Consider the following 15170-nt stretch of genomic DNA (forward strand, 5'->3'; position numbering starts at 1 on the left):
GGGATCGGTCTGACCGCCGAGCCTCAGGATATATCGAGCGGCGCCACGCCCTCGGGCCGCCCGTCGGCGCCGAGGGTGATCCTCTGGATCCGCGCCTCGGCCCGCTTCAGCAGCGCCTCGCAGTGCTTCTTCAGCACCTCGCCGCGCTCGTAGATCGCCACCGACTCGTCCAGCGGGACATCACCCCGCTCGAGCCTACGCACGATCTCTTCGAGTTGCTCCAGCGCCTTCTCGAAGGGCAGGTCGCCGGCGGCCGGGGCCACCTCGGGTCTGCTCGCGTTCATCCCACACACATCCTTTGGGTCAGTTCTAAGGCGGCAGCCGGTGCGGCCACAACCCACGCGAGGGCGAGGCCGGCCGGATAGGCCGCGTTTTGGCAGCATGCGGCGGCGTTTGCGCCACACTCTCCGCGCCTTGGGGCGCCCCTTAGCGAACCCGGCGTGGAACGCCTACCGGACGGTCGTGCGCGGCGGCGGGGGCGCCGACAACCGGAGGTTATCCGCCCGGCTGTCACGTCAGCGTCAGGCAGAACGGCGTCCCCTCGAACGCTTCGGCGCCGCGGCCGATCCGCGCGACCGCCGCGATCATCCGGCCGTCACGGTCGAGCATCCGGTCCGCGATCGCCACGAACAGCGGATTGGGCGTCGCGGACGGGGATGCCGCGCGCAAGGCGTCGGCGATGTCACCCTCGTCGCGGTCCGGTGCCAGCGCGCAGGCCGCGATGTAGGCGGCCGCGGTGGACCGGCTGATCCCGGCATAGCAGTGGATCACCAGCGGCTTGTCCCGGGGCCAGGCTCGGGCGAAGGCCAGGATGCCGGCCACGTGCTCGTCGGCCGGCAAGACGTGTCCATCCCGGGGCTCAGCGATGTCGCTGACCCCGATGACGGAGTGGTTCTCCGCATCGATCAGCGCCGGGCGCTCGAGCGGCGTGCCGACGTTGACGAGCGTGAGCACGTGGCTCGCCCCGGTGGCGGCGACGGTCTCGGGCAGGCGCGAGAGCGGACAGACGTGAAGGGTTGGCATGATGGCGGGCACCTGACGCGTGATCGTGACGGATCGAGGGCGACGCGGCGGCGGCCCGCAGCCTCGGCATGGCGCCTCATTCCGGATCGGGAGATGGGGCCCCGGAATCTTCCGCCAGGGTATGAAAGCGGTCGAGGAACCGCGCCTGCGCCTGCGCGGTCGGCCACGGTTCGGCGAGCGCGAGGATACCCGCCGGCAGGTCCGGGGCGCGCCCGAAATAGCGCTCGGCCTCATCCAGGGCGAAGCCGGCGAGTTCGACGGCCTCGATATGGGCCGCGATCCGGTCGGCCCGCTTCACCAGCCGTCCGATGGCGGGCACGGGAGCCGCGAGGCCGAACCGGCGGCGCACGGCCGCGAGCAGGCGCAATTCGACCCCGCGATAGGCGTCGCCGATCGCCGCCTTGAGCGGGGAGATGATGTCGCCGACGACATATTCCGGGGCGTCGTGCAGCAGTAGCTCAAGCCCGTCCCGATCGGTGCGGCCCGGGGCGATGTGGCGGCCGACCGCCTCCACCAGCAGGCTGTGCTGGGCGACCGAGAAGACGTGCGGCCCCCGGGTCTGGCCATTCCAGCGTGCCACCCGGGCGAGCCCGTGGGCGATGTCGGCGATCTCGATGTCCCGCGGCGCGGGATCGAGGAGGTCGAGGCGGCGGCCGGACAGCATCCGCTGCCAGGCCCGGGGTGCCGGGTCGCTCATGCCGGCTGGCCCAGCGCGGCGCAGGGTCCATGGCGGTGGCAGCCGACGAGATGGTCGTTCACCATGCCGACCGCCTGCATGAAGGCATGCACGATGGTCGGTCCACAAAACGAAAAGCCCTCCGCCTTGAGGGCCTTGCCGATCGCCCGGGAGACCGGCGTCTCGGTTTGGATCTCGGCGCGGCTCCGGGCGCTCCCCTGGATCGGTCGGCCGTCCACGAAGTCCCACAGGAACGGCGCGAAGCCCGGACCGCTCTCTTCGATCCGCAGCCAGGCCCGGGCCCCGGCGATCGTGCCGACGATCTTGGCGCGGTTCCGGATGATGCGGGCGTCGGCCATCAGCCGCGCCACGTCGGCCTCAGTGTAGCGGGCGATGGCCTCCGGGTCGAAGCCGGAGAACGCGTCGCGGAAGCCCTCGCGGCGGCGCAGGATCGTGATCCAGGACAGGCCCGCCTGGAAGCCGTCGAGGATCAGCTTCTCGTAGAGCGCCTGCCCGTCGCGCTCGGGCACGCCCCATTCGGTGTCGTGATAGGCGACGTAGAGCGGGTCGTGGCCGGCCCACCAGCAGCGGGGGCAACCGTCGGGATGGTCGATCAGGCCGGTCTCGGGCATCCCGGTGGTTTAGCGAGAACAGGAGCGGAACGCTATCGCCACGCCAACCACGTCACGTTACGCTGCGATCAGCGATCAGGCGGCCGGCGATGCAGAGGCCTCAGGCATCGAGAACGTCGCATAGGCCGGCTTCTCGAACGTCACCGGACGATCGCCGGCGAGAGGGGTTGCGCCGGCCGCGAGGGCGTCGGCCAGGCGGTCGAGCCGCACCAGCGCGAGGCCGTGCTCGCCCGCGGTACTGCCGGTGGTACCCAGTCCCTTGCCACCGGCGGCGATTTCGGTGCCGGGGGGAGGGGCCTCGCCCGTATAGCGAGCCGCCAGGATCCGGGTGCGGGCGGTGCCCCGGTGCTGCATGCGCGAAACCACCTCCTGGCCCACGTAGCAGCCCTTCTTGAAGTCCACGCCGCCGAGCTGGTCCAACAGCGCCTCATGGGGGAACGCATCACCGTAGACGTAATCGCGTCCGCCCTCGGGCACGGCGAGGCCGATGCGGCGCCGGTGGTATTCCGCCTCCGACGCGTCGGCCGAGAAGGCACCTTCGCCGGCGTAGATCCGGGCGCCGAGATCCACATGGCGGGCATCCGCCACGGTGTCCGACTCGGCCGCCGGCGAGGCCCCGGCCCAGGCCGCCGCCACCGCCACGGTTGGGTCGACCGCGATCGCCACCTGCGCGCGCAGCCGGTAAAGCGTGAGGCGTTTGGCCAAGTCGGCCGCCCGGTCGATCGCCGTGTCGAGCCGGAAACCGTCCGGGATCCGCGAGATCAGGAAGTCGAACAGAATCTTGCCCTGGGGCGCTAGGAGGGCGCCGAGGCGGGCCTCTCCGGCCTGCAGGGTCTCGACGTTGCAGGTCAGCACGCCCTGCAGCAGTGCGGTGGATTCAGGCCCTGTGACGGTGACGAGGGCGCGGTCCGGCAGCAGGGCGACGGGCATGGCAGTCAGATCCTCACGCGACAGGGGCAATCCGGAATTCCGGAGCGCAGGGCCGGGAGGTAGTCGCTGCGCACCCGTGCCTCAACCGTCCGGGCTCCGCGGCCGCCTCGTCAATGCTGGAGGGTCGTGGTGAAAGCACCCCCGCGGATGCGCTCGGGAAAGCCCTCGGCGTAGCGGGCGGTGGCTTCCTCGCCGTAGGTCATCACGAGTTCCTGGAAGGCCGCGAACAGGGCGGCCTGAGCCATGCAGTCGCCGTCGAGCCCGTCGAGACAGCCTTCCGCGAACGCCTCCGAGACATAACTCAGCGCGACGCGCTTCTCCTCGACATCGACCTCGATGGGGGCGGTCTGAGAGATGTGCTGCATGGACCCGATACTTCCGTTGCGCCGGGCACGGGACCCGGCGGACCAACGAATGATAGGTGGCTCCCCGCGGCTCGGCCAGCCGAGAATTTCAGATCGGTTAACGCGGACGCTCGAAGTTGATCCTTACGGGGGATGCGTCCCGCCTGTGTTGCCTCTGCATCACCCACCGAATCGCCCAGCCAAGGCGTGCGACAGCCTGTCACCCTCAGTGACATAGCGGGCGGCCGCCTCGTGCGCGGCCGGGGTGCAGACCCGGTAGGTCAACGCGTAGCCGCGATAGCCGCGATTGTAAGCGCCGGCCAGTCGATCACGCCGGGCCGGCGTCACGCCTTCGGACTCGATCAGCGCCTTCATGCGGGCCGGCCATTCCCCGGCGTCGGGTGCCGCGCAGAGGCCGCGCAGGAAGGCCAGCGCCCCGATGATCTCGGACATCCGCATCAGGTCGCGGTCGTAGGGAGCGGGCACGTCCGCCGGTGGGGACGCTTCCTTGGGCGCCTCCTTGACTGGCGCCGCGCGGCTGCCGCGTTGCTGCGCCAGGGCCGGCCCCGCGAGCGCCACGGCGAGGCAGAGCATGACCGGAAGCCTCACGGGCGCGCCTCTCCTCTGTCGCCGACCCGGTCGAACGCCTCCTGCAGGGTCCCGATCAGGCCCGGCGTCGTCGCGAGGCCGGCGATCTCGGCGAGCGTCGCCCACCGGACCCCGAGGGCCTCCGGGCCCGCCACGGGCTCGCCGCCGCACCAAAGGGCTGCGTGCGGGTGGACGACGTAGTGGTGCCGGACGCGGCCGGCCTCGTCCCGGACGATGATCTCGGTGGGTGAGAGCACGCCGACCACCTCGGCCGCCAGGCCGACCTCCTCGGACAATTCGCGCAGGGCCGCCTCGGCCAGGGCCTCGCCGGCCTCGACCAGGCCGCCCGGCAGGGTCCACACGCCGCGCATCGGCTCGTTCGCCCGGGCGGCCAGCAGGACGCGATCGCCGCGGATCACCGCGATCGACGCGCCCACGAAGGGCCGGGTCGGGAACAGGCGCCCGCCGCCATCGGCTTCGCCCGCCGTCACGGCTTGCCTCCGTCGGGGGCGACGATTGCGACCCGCCCGTCGGCGAGGCCGACCACCAGCCGCGTCGCGGCGCCTTCGCCGAGTGCCACGATGCCGATCGTGGCCGGTGCCGGCAGCGGGATGCGCAGGCGCTCGTGCAGCGCACCCTTCGCCTGAACGAGGGCGATCTCCGGCCGTCCGGCCACCGGCACCGCGAGCTCGGGTGGGCCTGCGGCCGGGGCCGTGACGGCGAGGTCCGCATCTCCCTCGCCCGCCGCGTAGCCCGGGGCCTCGCCAGCGGCCTCGATCCGGCCCGCCTGCAGGGTCCAGAGCTGCAGCAGGCCCCGTGCGCTGACCGTGGCGGCCTGCACGATGCCGGAACCCGCGAAATCCGCGATGCCGGCGATCTTCAGGGGCGGGCCGGGCTGCACCGGGGTGCGGGCCGTGACGCTCCAGGCCTCAGCACCGTCGGGGCGGCCGATCAGCACGAGGCCGCCCGAATCCAGTCCCGAGAGGGTCGCGGCCAGGAGGGCCGGGCGGCCGGCGAGGCGCAGCAGGCGCGGCCGGAGCGGCGCGAACGCCGCGTCGCCCCCCGCCGGTACCGTGACGGTGGCGACCGGGACCGGCTTCGGATCGGTGCTGACGGCCATCGGCTGGCGTTCGCGGATCGTCAGGACGGCGGCGGCCTCGCCGCCATCTGCGGCCCGGGTACGGCCGGTCAGGTAGGCGCTCAGGGGCCCGGCCAGGACCCGGCGCGAACCCGGCAGGGCGCCCCGCGGCGTCTCGGCGGCGGTCAGCCCCTCGACCGCCTCACGGCCGATCGGCCGCGCCGTAACGGTGCCGTCCGCGAGGCCGAGCACGGCACCGCCGTCGTCGCCCCAGACCACGGCGATCGGGGCGCTCTCCTCGTCGCCGGCCGGCTGGCTCGTCTTCGCACCGGCGATCGGCAGCAGGCCGGAGGTCGCCACCGAGATCGCGACCTCGCTGCGCGGCCCGCGCAGCGCCCTCACCTTGAACGGCAGGTCCAGGATCCGGAGGCCGGGTGGCTCGGCGCGGGCGGTGGCGAGCGGCGCCGCGCACAGGACCAATCCCATGAGGGCCGCGACGATCCGGCGTTGCCGGGGCGGGAAATAGCGCATGGCGGTCATGTCCGCCGCCCGGAGCGGCGGGTCAAACGTGCTGGCCGCCGTTGATGTGCAGCTCGGCCCCGTTCACGTAGGACGAGGCGTCGGTGCACAGGAAGTAGATCGCCTTTGCGACCTCGTCGGGGGTGCCGAGCCGCCGCTGCGGGATCTGCTCGACGAGCTTCTCCGTTCCGGGCGACAGGATCGAGGTGTCGATCTCGCCCGGCGAGATCGCGTTGACCCGCACCCCGAGGGGCCCGAAATCGGCGGCCATCTCGCGGGTCAGGCCGGCGAGGGCGGCCTTGGAGGTGCCGTAGGCGGCACCCGCAAACGGGTGGACCCGGGAGCCCGCGATCGAGGTCACGTTGACGATCGAGCCCCGGGCCCGGGCGAGTTCGTCGCGCAGGCCGCGGGCCAGCAGGATCGTGGCGAAGACGTTGACCTGGAACACCCGCTGCCACCCGTCGAACTCGGTGGCCAGCGCCCCCAGGCGCTCGCCCGCGGGGCCCTTCGGCGAGATGCCGGCATTGTTGACGAGCGCGTGCAGCACGCCGCCCTCGGCATCGAGCCGTCCCCGGACCTCCTCGATGGCCCGCATCGTGTCCTGGGCGTCCGCCAGATCGACCTGGAGGTGGTCCTCGGGACCCATCTCCCAGGGGCAGTTCTCGGGGAACGCGTGGCGCGAGCAGGTGATCACCCGCCAGCCGGCCGCCGAGAAGCGCTTGACGGTGGCGTGTCCGATGCCCCGGCTCGCGCCCGTGAGCAGCATGATGCGCCGGCGTTCGTTGACGGGGAGGGCCAAAGCCGTAAGCCTCGCTGGCGTGTGTTCGGATCGCGTCCGGCCCGGGCGCTCGTCGTGCCGGTGAGCCTGAACGGTCTAGGCTCACGGGGGCCGGAAATCCAGAGCGCGTGCCGCGCGCACGGTGCTAGTGAGGGCAGGAAGCCATGACGGGTACGGACCGCTTGCCGGAGATCCCCGCCGACCAGTTCTCGGACGTGCAGGCCGCAGCTGCCGAGGTGTTCCGCGCCGAGCGCGGGGTCCCGGTCTTCGGGCCGTTCGTGCCGCTGCTGCGAAGCCCCGAACTGATGCTATGCGCCAGCCGCATGGGGCTTTACCTGCGCTACGGCAGCGCCCTCCCGCTGCGGATCAGCGAGTTCGTCATCCTGATCGTCGCCCGGCTGTGGAGCCAGCAGGTCGAGTGGCAGATCCACCACCCGATCGCGCTCAAGGCCGGGGTCGCACCGGAGACCGCACAGGCCCTGGTAGAGGGCCGCCGCCCCGAGACCATGAGTGACGACGAGGCGCTGGCGTACGCCTTCTCGACCGAGCTGCAGCACAACCGTGCGGTGAGCGATGCGACCTACGCGTCCGTGGTGGGGCGCTTCGGCGAGCAGGGCGCGATCGATCTCACGGGAATCAACGGCTACTACGCGCTGCTGGCCATGACCATGAACGTGGCCCGCACGGCACTCCCGGAGGCGGGCGCGCCGCCGCTGCCGCCGCTGGTGCGGTAGCGTACCGCGGTGCTTGTCGCGCCGGCCGCTTCGGTCTAACCGTCCCTCTATCCCGAGGGCGCCCGAAGCGCGGCGCCCTCGCCAACCCCCGAAAAACCGACCGGACTCAGCCATGGTCGCCCATAACCGCGCCGCCACGGCGCCGATGCCCGCGGATCCGGCCCTTGCCGGCGCCCGGATCCTCGTCGTCGAGGCCCGCTACTACGAGGCGCTCGCCGACGAGCTGCTGGCCGGCGCCCTCGCGGTGATCGAGGCGTTCGCCGCGCACGCCACCGTGGTCACGGTGCCGGGCGCCCTTGAAATCCCCGCCGCCGTGGCGATCCTGGCGGATGACTACGACGCCGTGGTGGCGCTCGGCTGCGTGATCCGCGGTGAGACCGGGCATTACGACATCGTGGCCGGCGAGAGCGCCCGCGCCCTGATGGACCTCTCGGTCCAGCGCCGGCTGCCGCTCGGCAACGGCATCCTCACGGTCGAGACAGAGGCGCAGGCGCTGGAACGGGCCCGGGTCGCCGAGATGAACAAGGGCGGCGGCGCGGCTGAGGCGGCGCTCGGGGTGCTCGCCCTCAAGCGCGCAGCCGAGGCGGCGCGCCCGCGATAACGAGAACCGACATGACCGCGACGACCGAGACCAGGCCGGACGACACCGCCCAGGATGGCGCCGGAGGCGGTGCCCAGGAGACGGCTCACGATACGGCCCGGGCTATCAGCCCGCGCAGCGGCGCGCGCCTGTCCGTGGTGCAGGCGCTCTACGAGATGGACATCTCCGGCAAGGGCGTCCTCGACGCGCTCGCCGAGTTCGAGGCCTTCTGGATCGGCCAGGAGGTCGACGGGATAATGCATCCCAAGGCCGAGACCGCCTTCTTCCGTGACCTGCTGCGCGGCACGGTCGAGGAGCAGCGGGCGATCGACCAGAAGCTCGACCAGGCTTTGGCCCAGGGCTGGCCGCTCCGGCGCATCGAGATCGTGCTGCGGGCGATCCTGCGGGCGGGCGCCTACGAGCTGCTGTTCCGGCCCGACGTGCCGGCGCCGGCGGCGATCTCCGAATATGTCGACGTGGCCCACAGCTTCTACACCGCCGACGAGCCCGGCCTCGTCAACGCCGTCCTCGACCGGGTCGCCCGGGAGGTCCGGCCGGGTGAGATGAGCGCGCCCAAGGGCGGCAGCAACAAGGGCGGCAGCAACAAGGGGGGCGGCAAGCCGGGCTCCGGAAAGCCGCCCGCCAAGAAGGCCTGAGCCGTGTCCGGGCCGGGCCGCGCCTCCGAGGAGGGGCTGATCGCCCGCTACTTCGCCCCGCTGGCCGGGCCGGGAGCGGACGGGCTCCGGGACGATGCCGCGACCCTGACGCCCACCCCCGGGCATGATCTCGTCGTCACCGCCGACGCGGTGGTGGCCGGGATCCACTACTTTCCCGACGATCCCCCGGCCTCGATCGCCCGCAAGGCGCTCGGGGTGAACCTGTCCGACATCGCGGCCAAGGGGGCGGTGCCGCGTGGCTTCCTGCTGACCCTGGCACTTCCGGACGACTGGACGGAGGCGTGGCTCGCCGGCTTCTCCGGTGGACTCGGGGCGGCGGCGGCCGAGGTCGGCTGCCCGCTGCTCGGCGGCGACACGGTGCGTTCCGGCGGGCCGGCGCTGATCGGGGTGACGCTGTTCGGCGAGGTGCCGTCCGGCGGCATCGTCCGGCGCGGCACCGCCCGGGTCGGCGACCGGATCTGCGTCAGCGGCACGATCGGCGATGCGGCGCTCGGCCTGCGGCTGCGCCTGGAGCCGGACGCCGCCTGGGCGGCGGCCCTCGACCCGGCGCTGCTGGCGGTGCTGGCCGACCGGTACCTGCACCCGCGCCCGCGCCTCGCCCTGGCGACCGCGATCCGCCGCCATGCCTCGGCCGCGATGGATGTGTCGGACGGGCTCGCCGGCGACCTCGCCAAGATGCTGGGCGCGGGCCGCAGCGCCCGGATCGCGGTTGGATCCGTGCCGCTGTCGGAAGCCGCGGCCCGGGCGAGCGCCGCCGAGCCGGGCCTGATCGACCCGGTCCTAACCGGCGGCGATGATTACGAAATTCTCTGCACCGTAGCCCCCGAGGACCTCGACGCGCTCCGGGCCGAGGCGGCGGAAGCCGGGGTCCCGCTCACCGCCATCGGGACCGTCACTTCAGGCGACGGCCCGCCCCGCTTCGAAATGGGCGATGGCGCTGCGCGCGTGTTCGCGGCTGGGGCGTTCAGCCACTTCTGAGGCGGGGCCCGGATTGGTCCGGCCGAGGACGATGTGGGTCACCCCCTCGGGCTGGCGCCCGATCTGGCGGCGGACCTCGTCCATCATCCCGGCCGCCACGATCGGCATCCACAGGGCCAGGTCGCCGCTGGTCAGCGCGGCGCGGCCGGTGAGCGCCTCCTCCGGGCGGGGCGGCGTCGAGAAGGCGCGCTGCAGGATGTGCAGGAGGTCGCCCTGGACCGCCTCGGGTTGGGCCGAGACCCGCTCGGCGATCAAAAAGTGCACCGCCCCGGTCAACACCTCGATCGTCGCCGCCAGCTTGGCAACCTGGTCGCTGCTCATGTTCAGCCCCATCCGTTATACAACCGGAAGTAGAGATCCGTATGGTTAACCGCGGGTTAAGGCCCTGCGTAGCCGCGAAGAATTCGGCGGCCGGGGCGGCGCGGGGGCGGTCGGATCGGTCCAGACTTCGACGAACCGACACCTCGGACGCCGCTTCGCTGCGAAGAGCCTTCGCGGTCTGGGTCCGCATCCTGGCATGGCGCAATGCAGCATCGGCATGATGCAGTGCCCAAGCCGGAAAACGCGGCGTTTGCGCTCACCGGCGAAGTTTGGCAACTAGACTCCGCCCGATCACGCCATGCTCGGGCCGACTCTTATCCTTTGCTGAGACGGCTCACTGTCGCCGAACCGGTCTGCACTTCGGCGGCGGACGCGCTAAGACTTACCGACTGGGAAGGAATGCACTGATTCGCGCACAACGTCCCATGGTCGTCCTGCGACGGCCAAGCGCGACACCGATCACAAGCCCCCGCCAGGCACGATAAGAACAAGGACGGTAGAGCATGATCCCCTTGGCTTTGATCATCGTGGGCGGGCTCTGTGCCGTCGCCTACGGCATCGTCACGATCCTCGACGTGATGCGGCGGGACGCCGGCACCCAGCGCATGCAGGAGATCGCCGCCGCCATCGCGGAGGGCGCGCAGGCCTACCTGAAGCGGCAATACCTCACCATCGGCGTGGTCGGATTGGTGCTGTTCGTGCTGCTGGCGGTGTTCCTCGGGATCAAGGTGGCGGTCGGCTTCCTGATCGGCGCGGTCCTGTCGGGGGCCGCCGGCTTCATCGGCATGAACGTGTCGGTGCGGGCCAACGTCCGCACCGCCCAGGCCTCCTCGGCCTCGCTGGGGGCGGGCCTCGACATGGCGTTCAAGTCCGGGGCGGTGACCGGCATGCTGGTCGCCGGCCTCGCCCTGCTGGGGGTGGCCCTCTACTACCTCTACCTCACCCGCGGCGCCGGGCTCGACCCGTCGAGCCGCGAGGTGATCGACGCGCTGGTGGCGCTCGGCTTCGGCGCCTCGCTGATCTCGATCTTCGCCCGGCTCGGCGGCGGCATCTTCACCAAGGGCGCCGACGTCGGCGGCGACCTCGTCGGCAAGGTCGAGGCCGGGATCCCGGAGGACGACCCCCGCAACCCGGCCACCATCGCGGACAACGTCGGCGACAACGTCGGCGACTGCGCCGGCATGGCGGCCGACCTGTTCGAGACCTACGCGGTGACCATCGTGGCCACCATGGTGCTGGCCGCAATCTTCTTCTCCGGGCCCACCGGCAGCGGCCGGGCGGTGCTCGAGCCGATGATGCTCTATCCGCTGGCCATCGGGGCGGCCTGCATCGTCACCTCGATCGCCGGCACCTACGCGGTGCGGCTGTCCGCCAACCAGTCGATCATGGGGGCCCTGTACAAGGGCCTGATCACCGCGGGCGTGCTCTCCGTGGTGGCGATCGCGATCGTCAACCTGACCCTGCTGGGCGGCTTCTCGACGGCGTTCACCACCTCCACGGGCGTGACCTTCACGTCGGGCGGCCTGTTCGGCTGCGCGGTGATCGGGCTCGCCATCACGGCGCTGATCGTGGTGATCACCGAATACTACACCGGCACCAACTACCGCCCGGTGAAGTCCATCGCGGACGCCTCGGTGACCGGCCACGGCACCAACGTGATCCAGGGCCTCGCGATCTCGCTCGAATCGACCGCGCTGCCGGCCATCGTGATCGTGGCCGGCATCATCGCGACCCACGCCCTGGCCGGCCTGTTCGGCATCGCCATCGCGGTCACCGCGATGCTGGCGCTCGCGGGCTTCATCGTGGCGCTCGACGCGTTCGGGCCGGTCACCGACAATGCCGGCGGCATCGCCGAGATGGCCGGGCTACCGCCGGACGTGCGCAAGTCCACGGACGCGCTGGACGCGGTCGGCAACACCACGAAGGCGGTCACCAAGGGCTACGCGATCGGCTCGGCCGGCCTCGGCGCCCTGGTTCTGTTTGCCGCCTATACGTCCGACCTGAACTACTTCATCGCGAATGCCAGCCCGACGCAGTACCGGTTCTTCCAGGGCGTCAGCGTCGATTTCTCCCTGTCCAACCCGTACGTGGTGGTCGGGCTGCTGCTCGGCGGCCTGATCCCGTTCCTGTTCGCCGGCATCGCCATGACGGCGGTCGGCCGGGCGGCGAGCGCTGTGGTCGAGGAGGTCCGGCGCCAGTTCCGGGAGAAGCCCGGGATCATGCAGGGCACCGACCGGCCGGATTACGGCCGGGCGGTCGACATGCTGACCCGGGCGGCGATCAAGGAGATGATCGTCCCGTCGCTGCTCCCGGTGCTGTCGCCGATCGTGCTGTTCTTCGTGATCCAGGCGATCGCGGGCAAGAGCCAGGCCTTCGCCACGGTGGGGGCGAGCCTCCTCGGCGTGATCCTCACCGGCCTCTACGTCGCGATCTCGATGACTTCGGGCGGCGGCGCCTGGGACAACGCCAAGAAGTACATCGAGGACGGCCACCACGGCGGCAAGGGCTCCGACGCCCACAAGGCGGCGGTGACCGGCGATACGGTCGGCGACCCCTACAAGGACACGGCCGGCCCCGCGGTGAACCCGGCGATCAAGATCACCAACATCATCGCCCTGCTGCTGCTGGCGGTGCTGGCGCATTATTGAGGGGCGGGTCCGGCGCGGATCCGCGCCGGACTCGGCGCTCAGCGCGCCGCCCGTGAAGGTCGCGTGTCCCTGGGTTGCTTCGCTGCGCTCGCAATGACGGTAGGGCAGCGATAACGCCTCAGCGGCCATCCCAATCCCTCACCCCATCCTGAGGCGACGGAGCGAAGCGGAGGCCTCGAAGGAGGGCTCCAGCCTGGCGCGCGAGCCCTGGAGGGTGCCTTCAAGTGTGCCCTCGCGAACAACTCAACGCGGTGGAATGACGTGTCGCGGACTCCGGGGCACAGTCGGCGGCACCCGTACATGGCGGATCGTAGCTAAATCCGTGTCGTAGTCACCGAGATGGACATTGAGACCGTTCAGGATGCGTTCGCAGGCCCCGACGACCTTCGTGCGGTCTGTGATCGGATTGCTATGATAGAGTTCGTTGCGAGCTTCCTTGATGACCCGCATCGTATCCTCGAACATCTTTCTGTCGAGCTTGAAGCCGAGTTCTGCGTCCGAGCAGAACATTCCGCGTGTCATCGACCAGTCTGCACTGAGGATGTTCCACAGGTCGCCGAGGTTGAGGGTGTAGAAAAACTCATCGGTGCGACCCGGTCCGAGACGCTCTGCACGTGGAGCGGATTGGCAATGGTATCGAATGCCCGCCAGACCGCCTTTAAGAAGGCAGCGCTCACGGGGATCGTCCAAATGGTTGGGAGGGCTTGAGCCGTCTGGCCGCGTGCCCGGGCATCCCGGATCAAGGTCCACCAATGCACACCGTTGAACTTGATCGCTGACTGCTCTGCCAGGGCCGACCTGAGGCCGTTCTCCACCGCGAACAGGAACGGGTAGATCGCGGAGAATTCCTTGATCTTCCGGGTGTAGATCTGATGCACCAGGGATCGCTGTGCGTCAGGTGGTACCAACCGGAGCTTGCGTATTTCCGTGGCCTCGCGAATCGCGTCCCGGAGCAGCGTTGGGTTCAGCGTCCGCATGTCCTTATCGAGCAAGTCGACCTCATGCGAGCGAGGCGTGAACGTCAGGTACGCTCCGAGCAGTTCGCGAGTCGGGACATGGCGCTTCGAGACAGGCATCAGCACTTGTGATGGTCTGAGTCTCGCCTTATAACAAGCCTACTCGCTTGGTGGCGGCGCAATGGTGTCGCGAGCCCATGGGATTGCCATGGCACCTTGAGAGTCTAAACCAAAATTTTTGAAAGGCGTGGCTCTTAGGGGCCGCGCCTTTTTCTGCTTATAGACTGTCTCGAGCGTCAATTGCCGCGTGCGCTATACTGAGATGGGCGCACTTCTTTTCAGTGCCGAGCGATGCATTTGGCTCCCTACGATCGGCTGCGCCGACCGACCCCTGGAATCGTTCCACCCCCAAATCCAAAGAAAACCGGGATGATTCCACCCCCCTGGGACGTGCGCTCGCGCACGGACCGAGCCCCCATGCTGCGCTGCACCCTGGCATCACCGCGCCGCGACGCCACCTCGGCGTTTGAGTTTCGGACGCGGCGTCGCCGCACCAGCACGAGGTATCCATGCCGTCCCTGCACGACCCGATCCGCATCGGCGCCATCGAGGCGAAGAACCGGATCTTCATGGCCCCGCTCACCCGCGGCCGCGCCACCCGCGAGCACGTGCCGACCCCGATCATGGCCGAGTATTACACCCAGCGCGCCGGCGCCGGGCTGATCCTCACGGAGGCCACCGGCATCTCCCAGGAGGGCCTGGGCTGGCCGTTCGCGCCGGGGATCTGGTCCGACGCGCAGGTCGATGCCTGGCGGCCGATCGTGAAGGCCGTGCACGACCGCGGCGGCAAGATCGTCTGCCAGATCTGGCACATGGGCCGGCTGGTCCATCCGGACTTCCTCGGCGGCGAGAAGCCGGTCTCGGCCTCGCCCATCGTGGCCCCGGATCAGGCGCACACCTATTCCGGCAAGAAGCCCTACGCCGAGCCGCGCGCGCTGGAGGTCTCCGAGATCCCGCGTCTGCTGGCCGATTACGAGCGCGCCACCGCCAACGCCCTGGCGGCCGGCTTCGACGGGGTGCAGATCCACGCCGCGAACGGCTACCTGATCGACGAGTTCCTGCGCGACGGCAGCAACCATCGCACCGACGCGTACGGCGGCACGATCGCCAACCGCGTGCGGCTGCTGCGCGAGGTGACCGACGCGGTCGCGGGCGTCGCCGGGCCGGAGCGCACCGGGGTGCGCCTGTCGCCCAACGGCGCGATCCAGGGCACCAACGATTCGAACCCGGAGCCCCTGTTCGTGGCCGCCGCCCAGGCGCTCGCCGACAGCGGCATCGCCTTCCTGGAGATGCGTGAGCCCGGCCCGGACGGGACCTTCGGCAAGGCCGACCACCCGCCGATCGCCCCGGCGATGCGCAAGGTGTTCCGCAACCCGATGATCCTCAACGCCGATTACGACGGGGTCAGCGGCCAGAAGGTGCTGGACGCGGGCGACGCCGACGCGATCGCGTTCGGCCGGACCTACATCGCCAACCCGGACCTGGTCGAGCGTATCGCCAAGGGCGCCCCGCTCGCCAAGGACGAGGCCGCGACCTGGTACAGCCAGGGGCCGCAGGGCTACACCGACTACCCGACGCTCGGCGAAGCCCGCGCCGCCTGATCGACCGGCACGGCGCCGGGGCCCGCGCGGCGGGTCCCGGTGCCGGA

General features: G+C 70.7%; 19 protein-coding genes. 6 read left to right on the forward strand and 13 right to left on the reverse strand.

Annotated elements, in window-relative coordinates; all coding sequences use genetic code 11:
* Positions 1-23: 23 nt before the first annotated feature.
* From ACYQPG_RS06005 to ACYQPG_RS06050, 10 genes are all read right to left on the reverse strand, one after another.
* Positions 24-284 carry an exodeoxyribonuclease VII small subunit gene (locus ACYQPG_RS06005; RefSeq protein ID WP_058193261.1) on the reverse strand — a complete coding sequence of 87 codons (261 nt, stop codon included), beginning with the start codon at positions 282-284 and terminating at the stop codon, positions 24-26.
* Between the two features lie 226 nt (positions 285-510).
* Positions 511-1023, reverse strand: coding sequence for a tyrosine phosphatase family protein (locus tag ACYQPG_RS06010; protein ID WP_147908482.1), 513 nt, complete (start codon positions 1021-1023; stop codon positions 511-513).
* Between the two features lie 76 nt (positions 1024-1099).
* Entirely contained in the window at positions 1100-1720 is a 621-nt protein-coding gene (locus ACYQPG_RS06015; RefSeq protein WP_461230528.1) for an HD domain-containing protein, read from the reverse strand.
* Positions 1717-2331: a DNA-3-methyladenine glycosylase I gene (locus tag ACYQPG_RS06020; protein WP_461230529.1), complete on the reverse strand. Its 615-nt coding sequence runs from the start codon at positions 2329-2331 to the stop codon at positions 1717-1719. The genes ACYQPG_RS06015 and ACYQPG_RS06020 overlap by 4 nt, the downstream gene beginning before the upstream one ends.
* Before the next feature lie 75 nt (positions 2332-2406).
* A complete protein-coding gene (gene ygfZ, locus ACYQPG_RS06025; RefSeq protein WP_461230530.1) occupies positions 2407-3261 on the reverse strand; it encodes a CAF17-like 4Fe-4S cluster assembly/insertion protein YgfZ in 855 nt (284 codons plus the stop codon).
* 110 nt (positions 3262-3371) lie between these two features.
* On the reverse strand, positions 3372-3626 hold the full coding sequence (locus ACYQPG_RS06030) for a hypothetical protein (RefSeq protein WP_007564226.1): 255 nt from the start codon (positions 3624-3626) through the stop codon (positions 3372-3374).
* Between the two features lie 159 nt (positions 3627-3785).
* The gene (locus ACYQPG_RS06035) at positions 3786-4199 is read right to left on the reverse strand and encodes a TIGR02301 family protein (RefSeq protein ID WP_461232427.1); all 414 of its coding nucleotides are present in this window, start codon (positions 4197-4199) and stop codon (positions 3786-3788) included.
* Between the two features lie 11 nt (positions 4200-4210).
* On the reverse strand, positions 4211-4684 hold the full coding sequence (locus ACYQPG_RS06040) for an NUDIX hydrolase (RefSeq protein ID WP_419828951.1): 474 nt from the start codon (positions 4682-4684) through the stop codon (positions 4211-4213).
* A complete protein-coding gene (locus tag ACYQPG_RS06045; protein ID WP_461230531.1) occupies positions 4681-5811 on the reverse strand; it encodes a hypothetical protein in 1131 nt (376 codons plus the stop codon). The genes ACYQPG_RS06040 and ACYQPG_RS06045 overlap by 4 nt, the downstream gene beginning before the upstream one ends.
* 22 nt (positions 5812-5833) lie before the next feature.
* The gene (locus ACYQPG_RS06050; protein ID WP_058193267.1) at positions 5834-6556 is read right to left on the reverse strand and encodes an SDR family NAD(P)-dependent oxidoreductase; all 723 of its coding nucleotides are present in this window, start codon (positions 6554-6556) and stop codon (positions 5834-5836) included.
* Positions 6557-6732: 176 nt separating this feature from the next.
* On the opposite strand from ACYQPG_RS06050, the gene ACYQPG_RS06055 reads away from it, so the two are divergent.
* The 4 genes from ACYQPG_RS06055 to thiL all read left to right on the forward strand — a co-directional run bounded on the left by ACYQPG_RS06055 (position 6733) and on the right by thiL (position 9537).
* Positions 6733-7302, forward strand: a complete 570-nt coding sequence (locus tag ACYQPG_RS06055; protein WP_461230532.1) for a carboxymuconolactone decarboxylase family protein — start codon at positions 6733-6735, stop codon at positions 7300-7302.
* 112 nt (positions 7303-7414) lie between these two features.
* Positions 7415-7903 (forward strand): 6,7-dimethyl-8-ribityllumazine synthase, encoded by a 489-nt coding sequence (ribH, locus tag ACYQPG_RS06060; RefSeq protein WP_147908475.1) that lies wholly within the window; start codon positions 7415-7417, stop codon positions 7901-7903.
* Between the two features lie 11 nt (positions 7904-7914).
* Positions 7915-8538, forward strand: a complete 624-nt coding sequence (nusB, locus tag ACYQPG_RS06065) for a transcription antitermination factor NusB (RefSeq protein WP_461230533.1) — start codon at positions 7915-7917, stop codon at positions 8536-8538.
* 3 nt (positions 8539-8541) lie between these two features.
* Complete coding sequence (gene thiL, locus ACYQPG_RS06070) at positions 8542-9537, forward strand: thiamine-phosphate kinase (protein ID WP_147940110.1); 996 nt, start codon at positions 8542-8544, stop codon at positions 9535-9537.
* On the opposite strand, the gene ACYQPG_RS06075 is transcribed toward thiL, so the two are convergent.
* On the reverse strand, positions 9457-9858 hold the full coding sequence (locus tag ACYQPG_RS06075; RefSeq protein WP_147908473.1) for a hypothetical protein: 402 nt from the start codon (positions 9856-9858) through the stop codon (positions 9457-9459). The two genes, thiL and ACYQPG_RS06075, sit on opposite strands and share 81 nt — an antisense overlap.
* 503 nt (positions 9859-10361) lie before the next feature.
* On the opposite strand from ACYQPG_RS06075, the gene ACYQPG_RS06080 reads away from it, so the two are divergent.
* Positions 10362-12506, forward strand: coding sequence for a sodium-translocating pyrophosphatase (locus tag ACYQPG_RS06080; RefSeq protein WP_461230534.1), 2145 nt, complete (start codon positions 10362-10364; stop codon positions 12504-12506).
* Positions 12507-12749: 243 nt separating this feature from the next.
* Here the strand turns inward: ACYQPG_RS06080 and ACYQPG_RS06085 are convergent, their stop codons facing one another.
* Positions 12750-13028, reverse strand: coding sequence for a hypothetical protein (locus tag ACYQPG_RS06085; protein ID WP_419828953.1), 279 nt, complete (start codon positions 13026-13028; stop codon positions 12750-12752).
* Positions 13025-13588, reverse strand: coding sequence for a hypothetical protein (locus tag ACYQPG_RS06090; protein ID WP_461230535.1), 564 nt, complete (start codon positions 13586-13588; stop codon positions 13025-13027). The genes ACYQPG_RS06085 and ACYQPG_RS06090 overlap by 4 nt, the downstream gene beginning before the upstream one ends.
* A 443-nt stretch (positions 13589-14031) precedes the next feature.
* On the opposite strand from ACYQPG_RS06090, the gene ACYQPG_RS06095 reads away from it, so the two are divergent.
* Complete coding sequence (locus ACYQPG_RS06095; RefSeq protein WP_147940113.1) at positions 14032-15123, forward strand: alkene reductase; 1092 nt, start codon at positions 14032-14034, stop codon at positions 15121-15123.
* Positions 15124-15170 lie beyond the last annotated feature (47 nt).

This window comes from Methylobacterium sp. CM6246 (assembly GCF_054818005.1).

Bases quoted from the DNA above. Each gene is read 5' to 3' on its own strand.
- ACYQPG_RS06035 (WP_461232427.1), bottom strand. From the start codon at position 4,199: ATGCTCTGCCTCGCCGTGGCGCTCGCGGGGCCGGCCCTGGCGCAGCAA.
- ACYQPG_RS06030 (WP_007564226.1), bottom strand. From the start codon at position 3,626: ATGCAGCACATCTCTCAGACCGCCCCCATCGAGGTCGATGTCGAGGAG.
- ribH (WP_147908475.1), top strand. From the start codon at position 7,415: ATGGTCGCCCATAACCGCGCCGCCACGGCGCCGATGCCCGCGGATCCG.
- ACYQPG_RS06075 (WP_147908473.1), bottom strand. From the start codon at position 9,858: ATGAGCAGCGACCAGGTTGCCAAGCTGGCGGCGACGATCGAGGTGTTG.
- ygfZ (WP_461230530.1), bottom strand. From the start codon at position 3,261: ATGCCCGTCGCCCTGCTGCCGGACCGCGCCCTCGTCACCGTCACAGGG.
- ACYQPG_RS06005 (WP_058193261.1), bottom strand. From the start codon at position 284: ATGAACGCGAGCAGACCCGAGGTGGCCCCGGCCGCCGGCGACCTGCCC.
- ACYQPG_RS06010 (WP_147908482.1), bottom strand. From the start codon at position 1,023: ATGCCAACCCTTCACGTCTGTCCGCTCTCGCGCCTGCCCGAGACCGTC.
- ACYQPG_RS06045 (WP_461230531.1), bottom strand. From the start codon at position 5,811: ATGACCGCCATGCGCTATTTCCCGCCCCGGCAACGCCGGATCGTCGCG.
- ACYQPG_RS06085 (WP_419828953.1), bottom strand. From the start codon at position 13,028: ATGACACGCGGAATGTTCTGCTCGGACGCAGAACTCGGCTTCAAGCTC.
- nusB (WP_461230533.1), top strand. From the start codon at position 7,915: ATGACCGCGACGACCGAGACCAGGCCGGACGACACCGCCCAGGATGGC.
- ACYQPG_RS06055 (WP_461230532.1), top strand. From the start codon at position 6,733: ATGACGGGTACGGACCGCTTGCCGGAGATCCCCGCCGACCAGTTCTCG.
- ACYQPG_RS06050 (WP_058193267.1), bottom strand. From the start codon at position 6,556: ATGCTGCTCACGGGCGCGAGCCGGGGCATCGGACACGCCACCGTCAAG.
- ACYQPG_RS06015 (WP_461230528.1), bottom strand. From the start codon at position 1,720: ATGAGCGACCCGGCACCCCGGGCCTGGCAGCGGATGCTGTCCGGCCGC.
- ACYQPG_RS06080 (WP_461230534.1), top strand. From the start codon at position 10,362: ATGATCCCCTTGGCTTTGATCATCGTGGGCGGGCTCTGTGCCGTCGCC.
- ACYQPG_RS06095 (WP_147940113.1), top strand. From the start codon at position 14,032: ATGCCGTCCCTGCACGACCCGATCCGCATCGGCGCCATCGAGGCGAAG.
- ACYQPG_RS06020 (WP_461230529.1), bottom strand. From the start codon at position 2,331: ATGCCCGAGACCGGCCTGATCGACCATCCCGACGGTTGCCCCCGCTGC.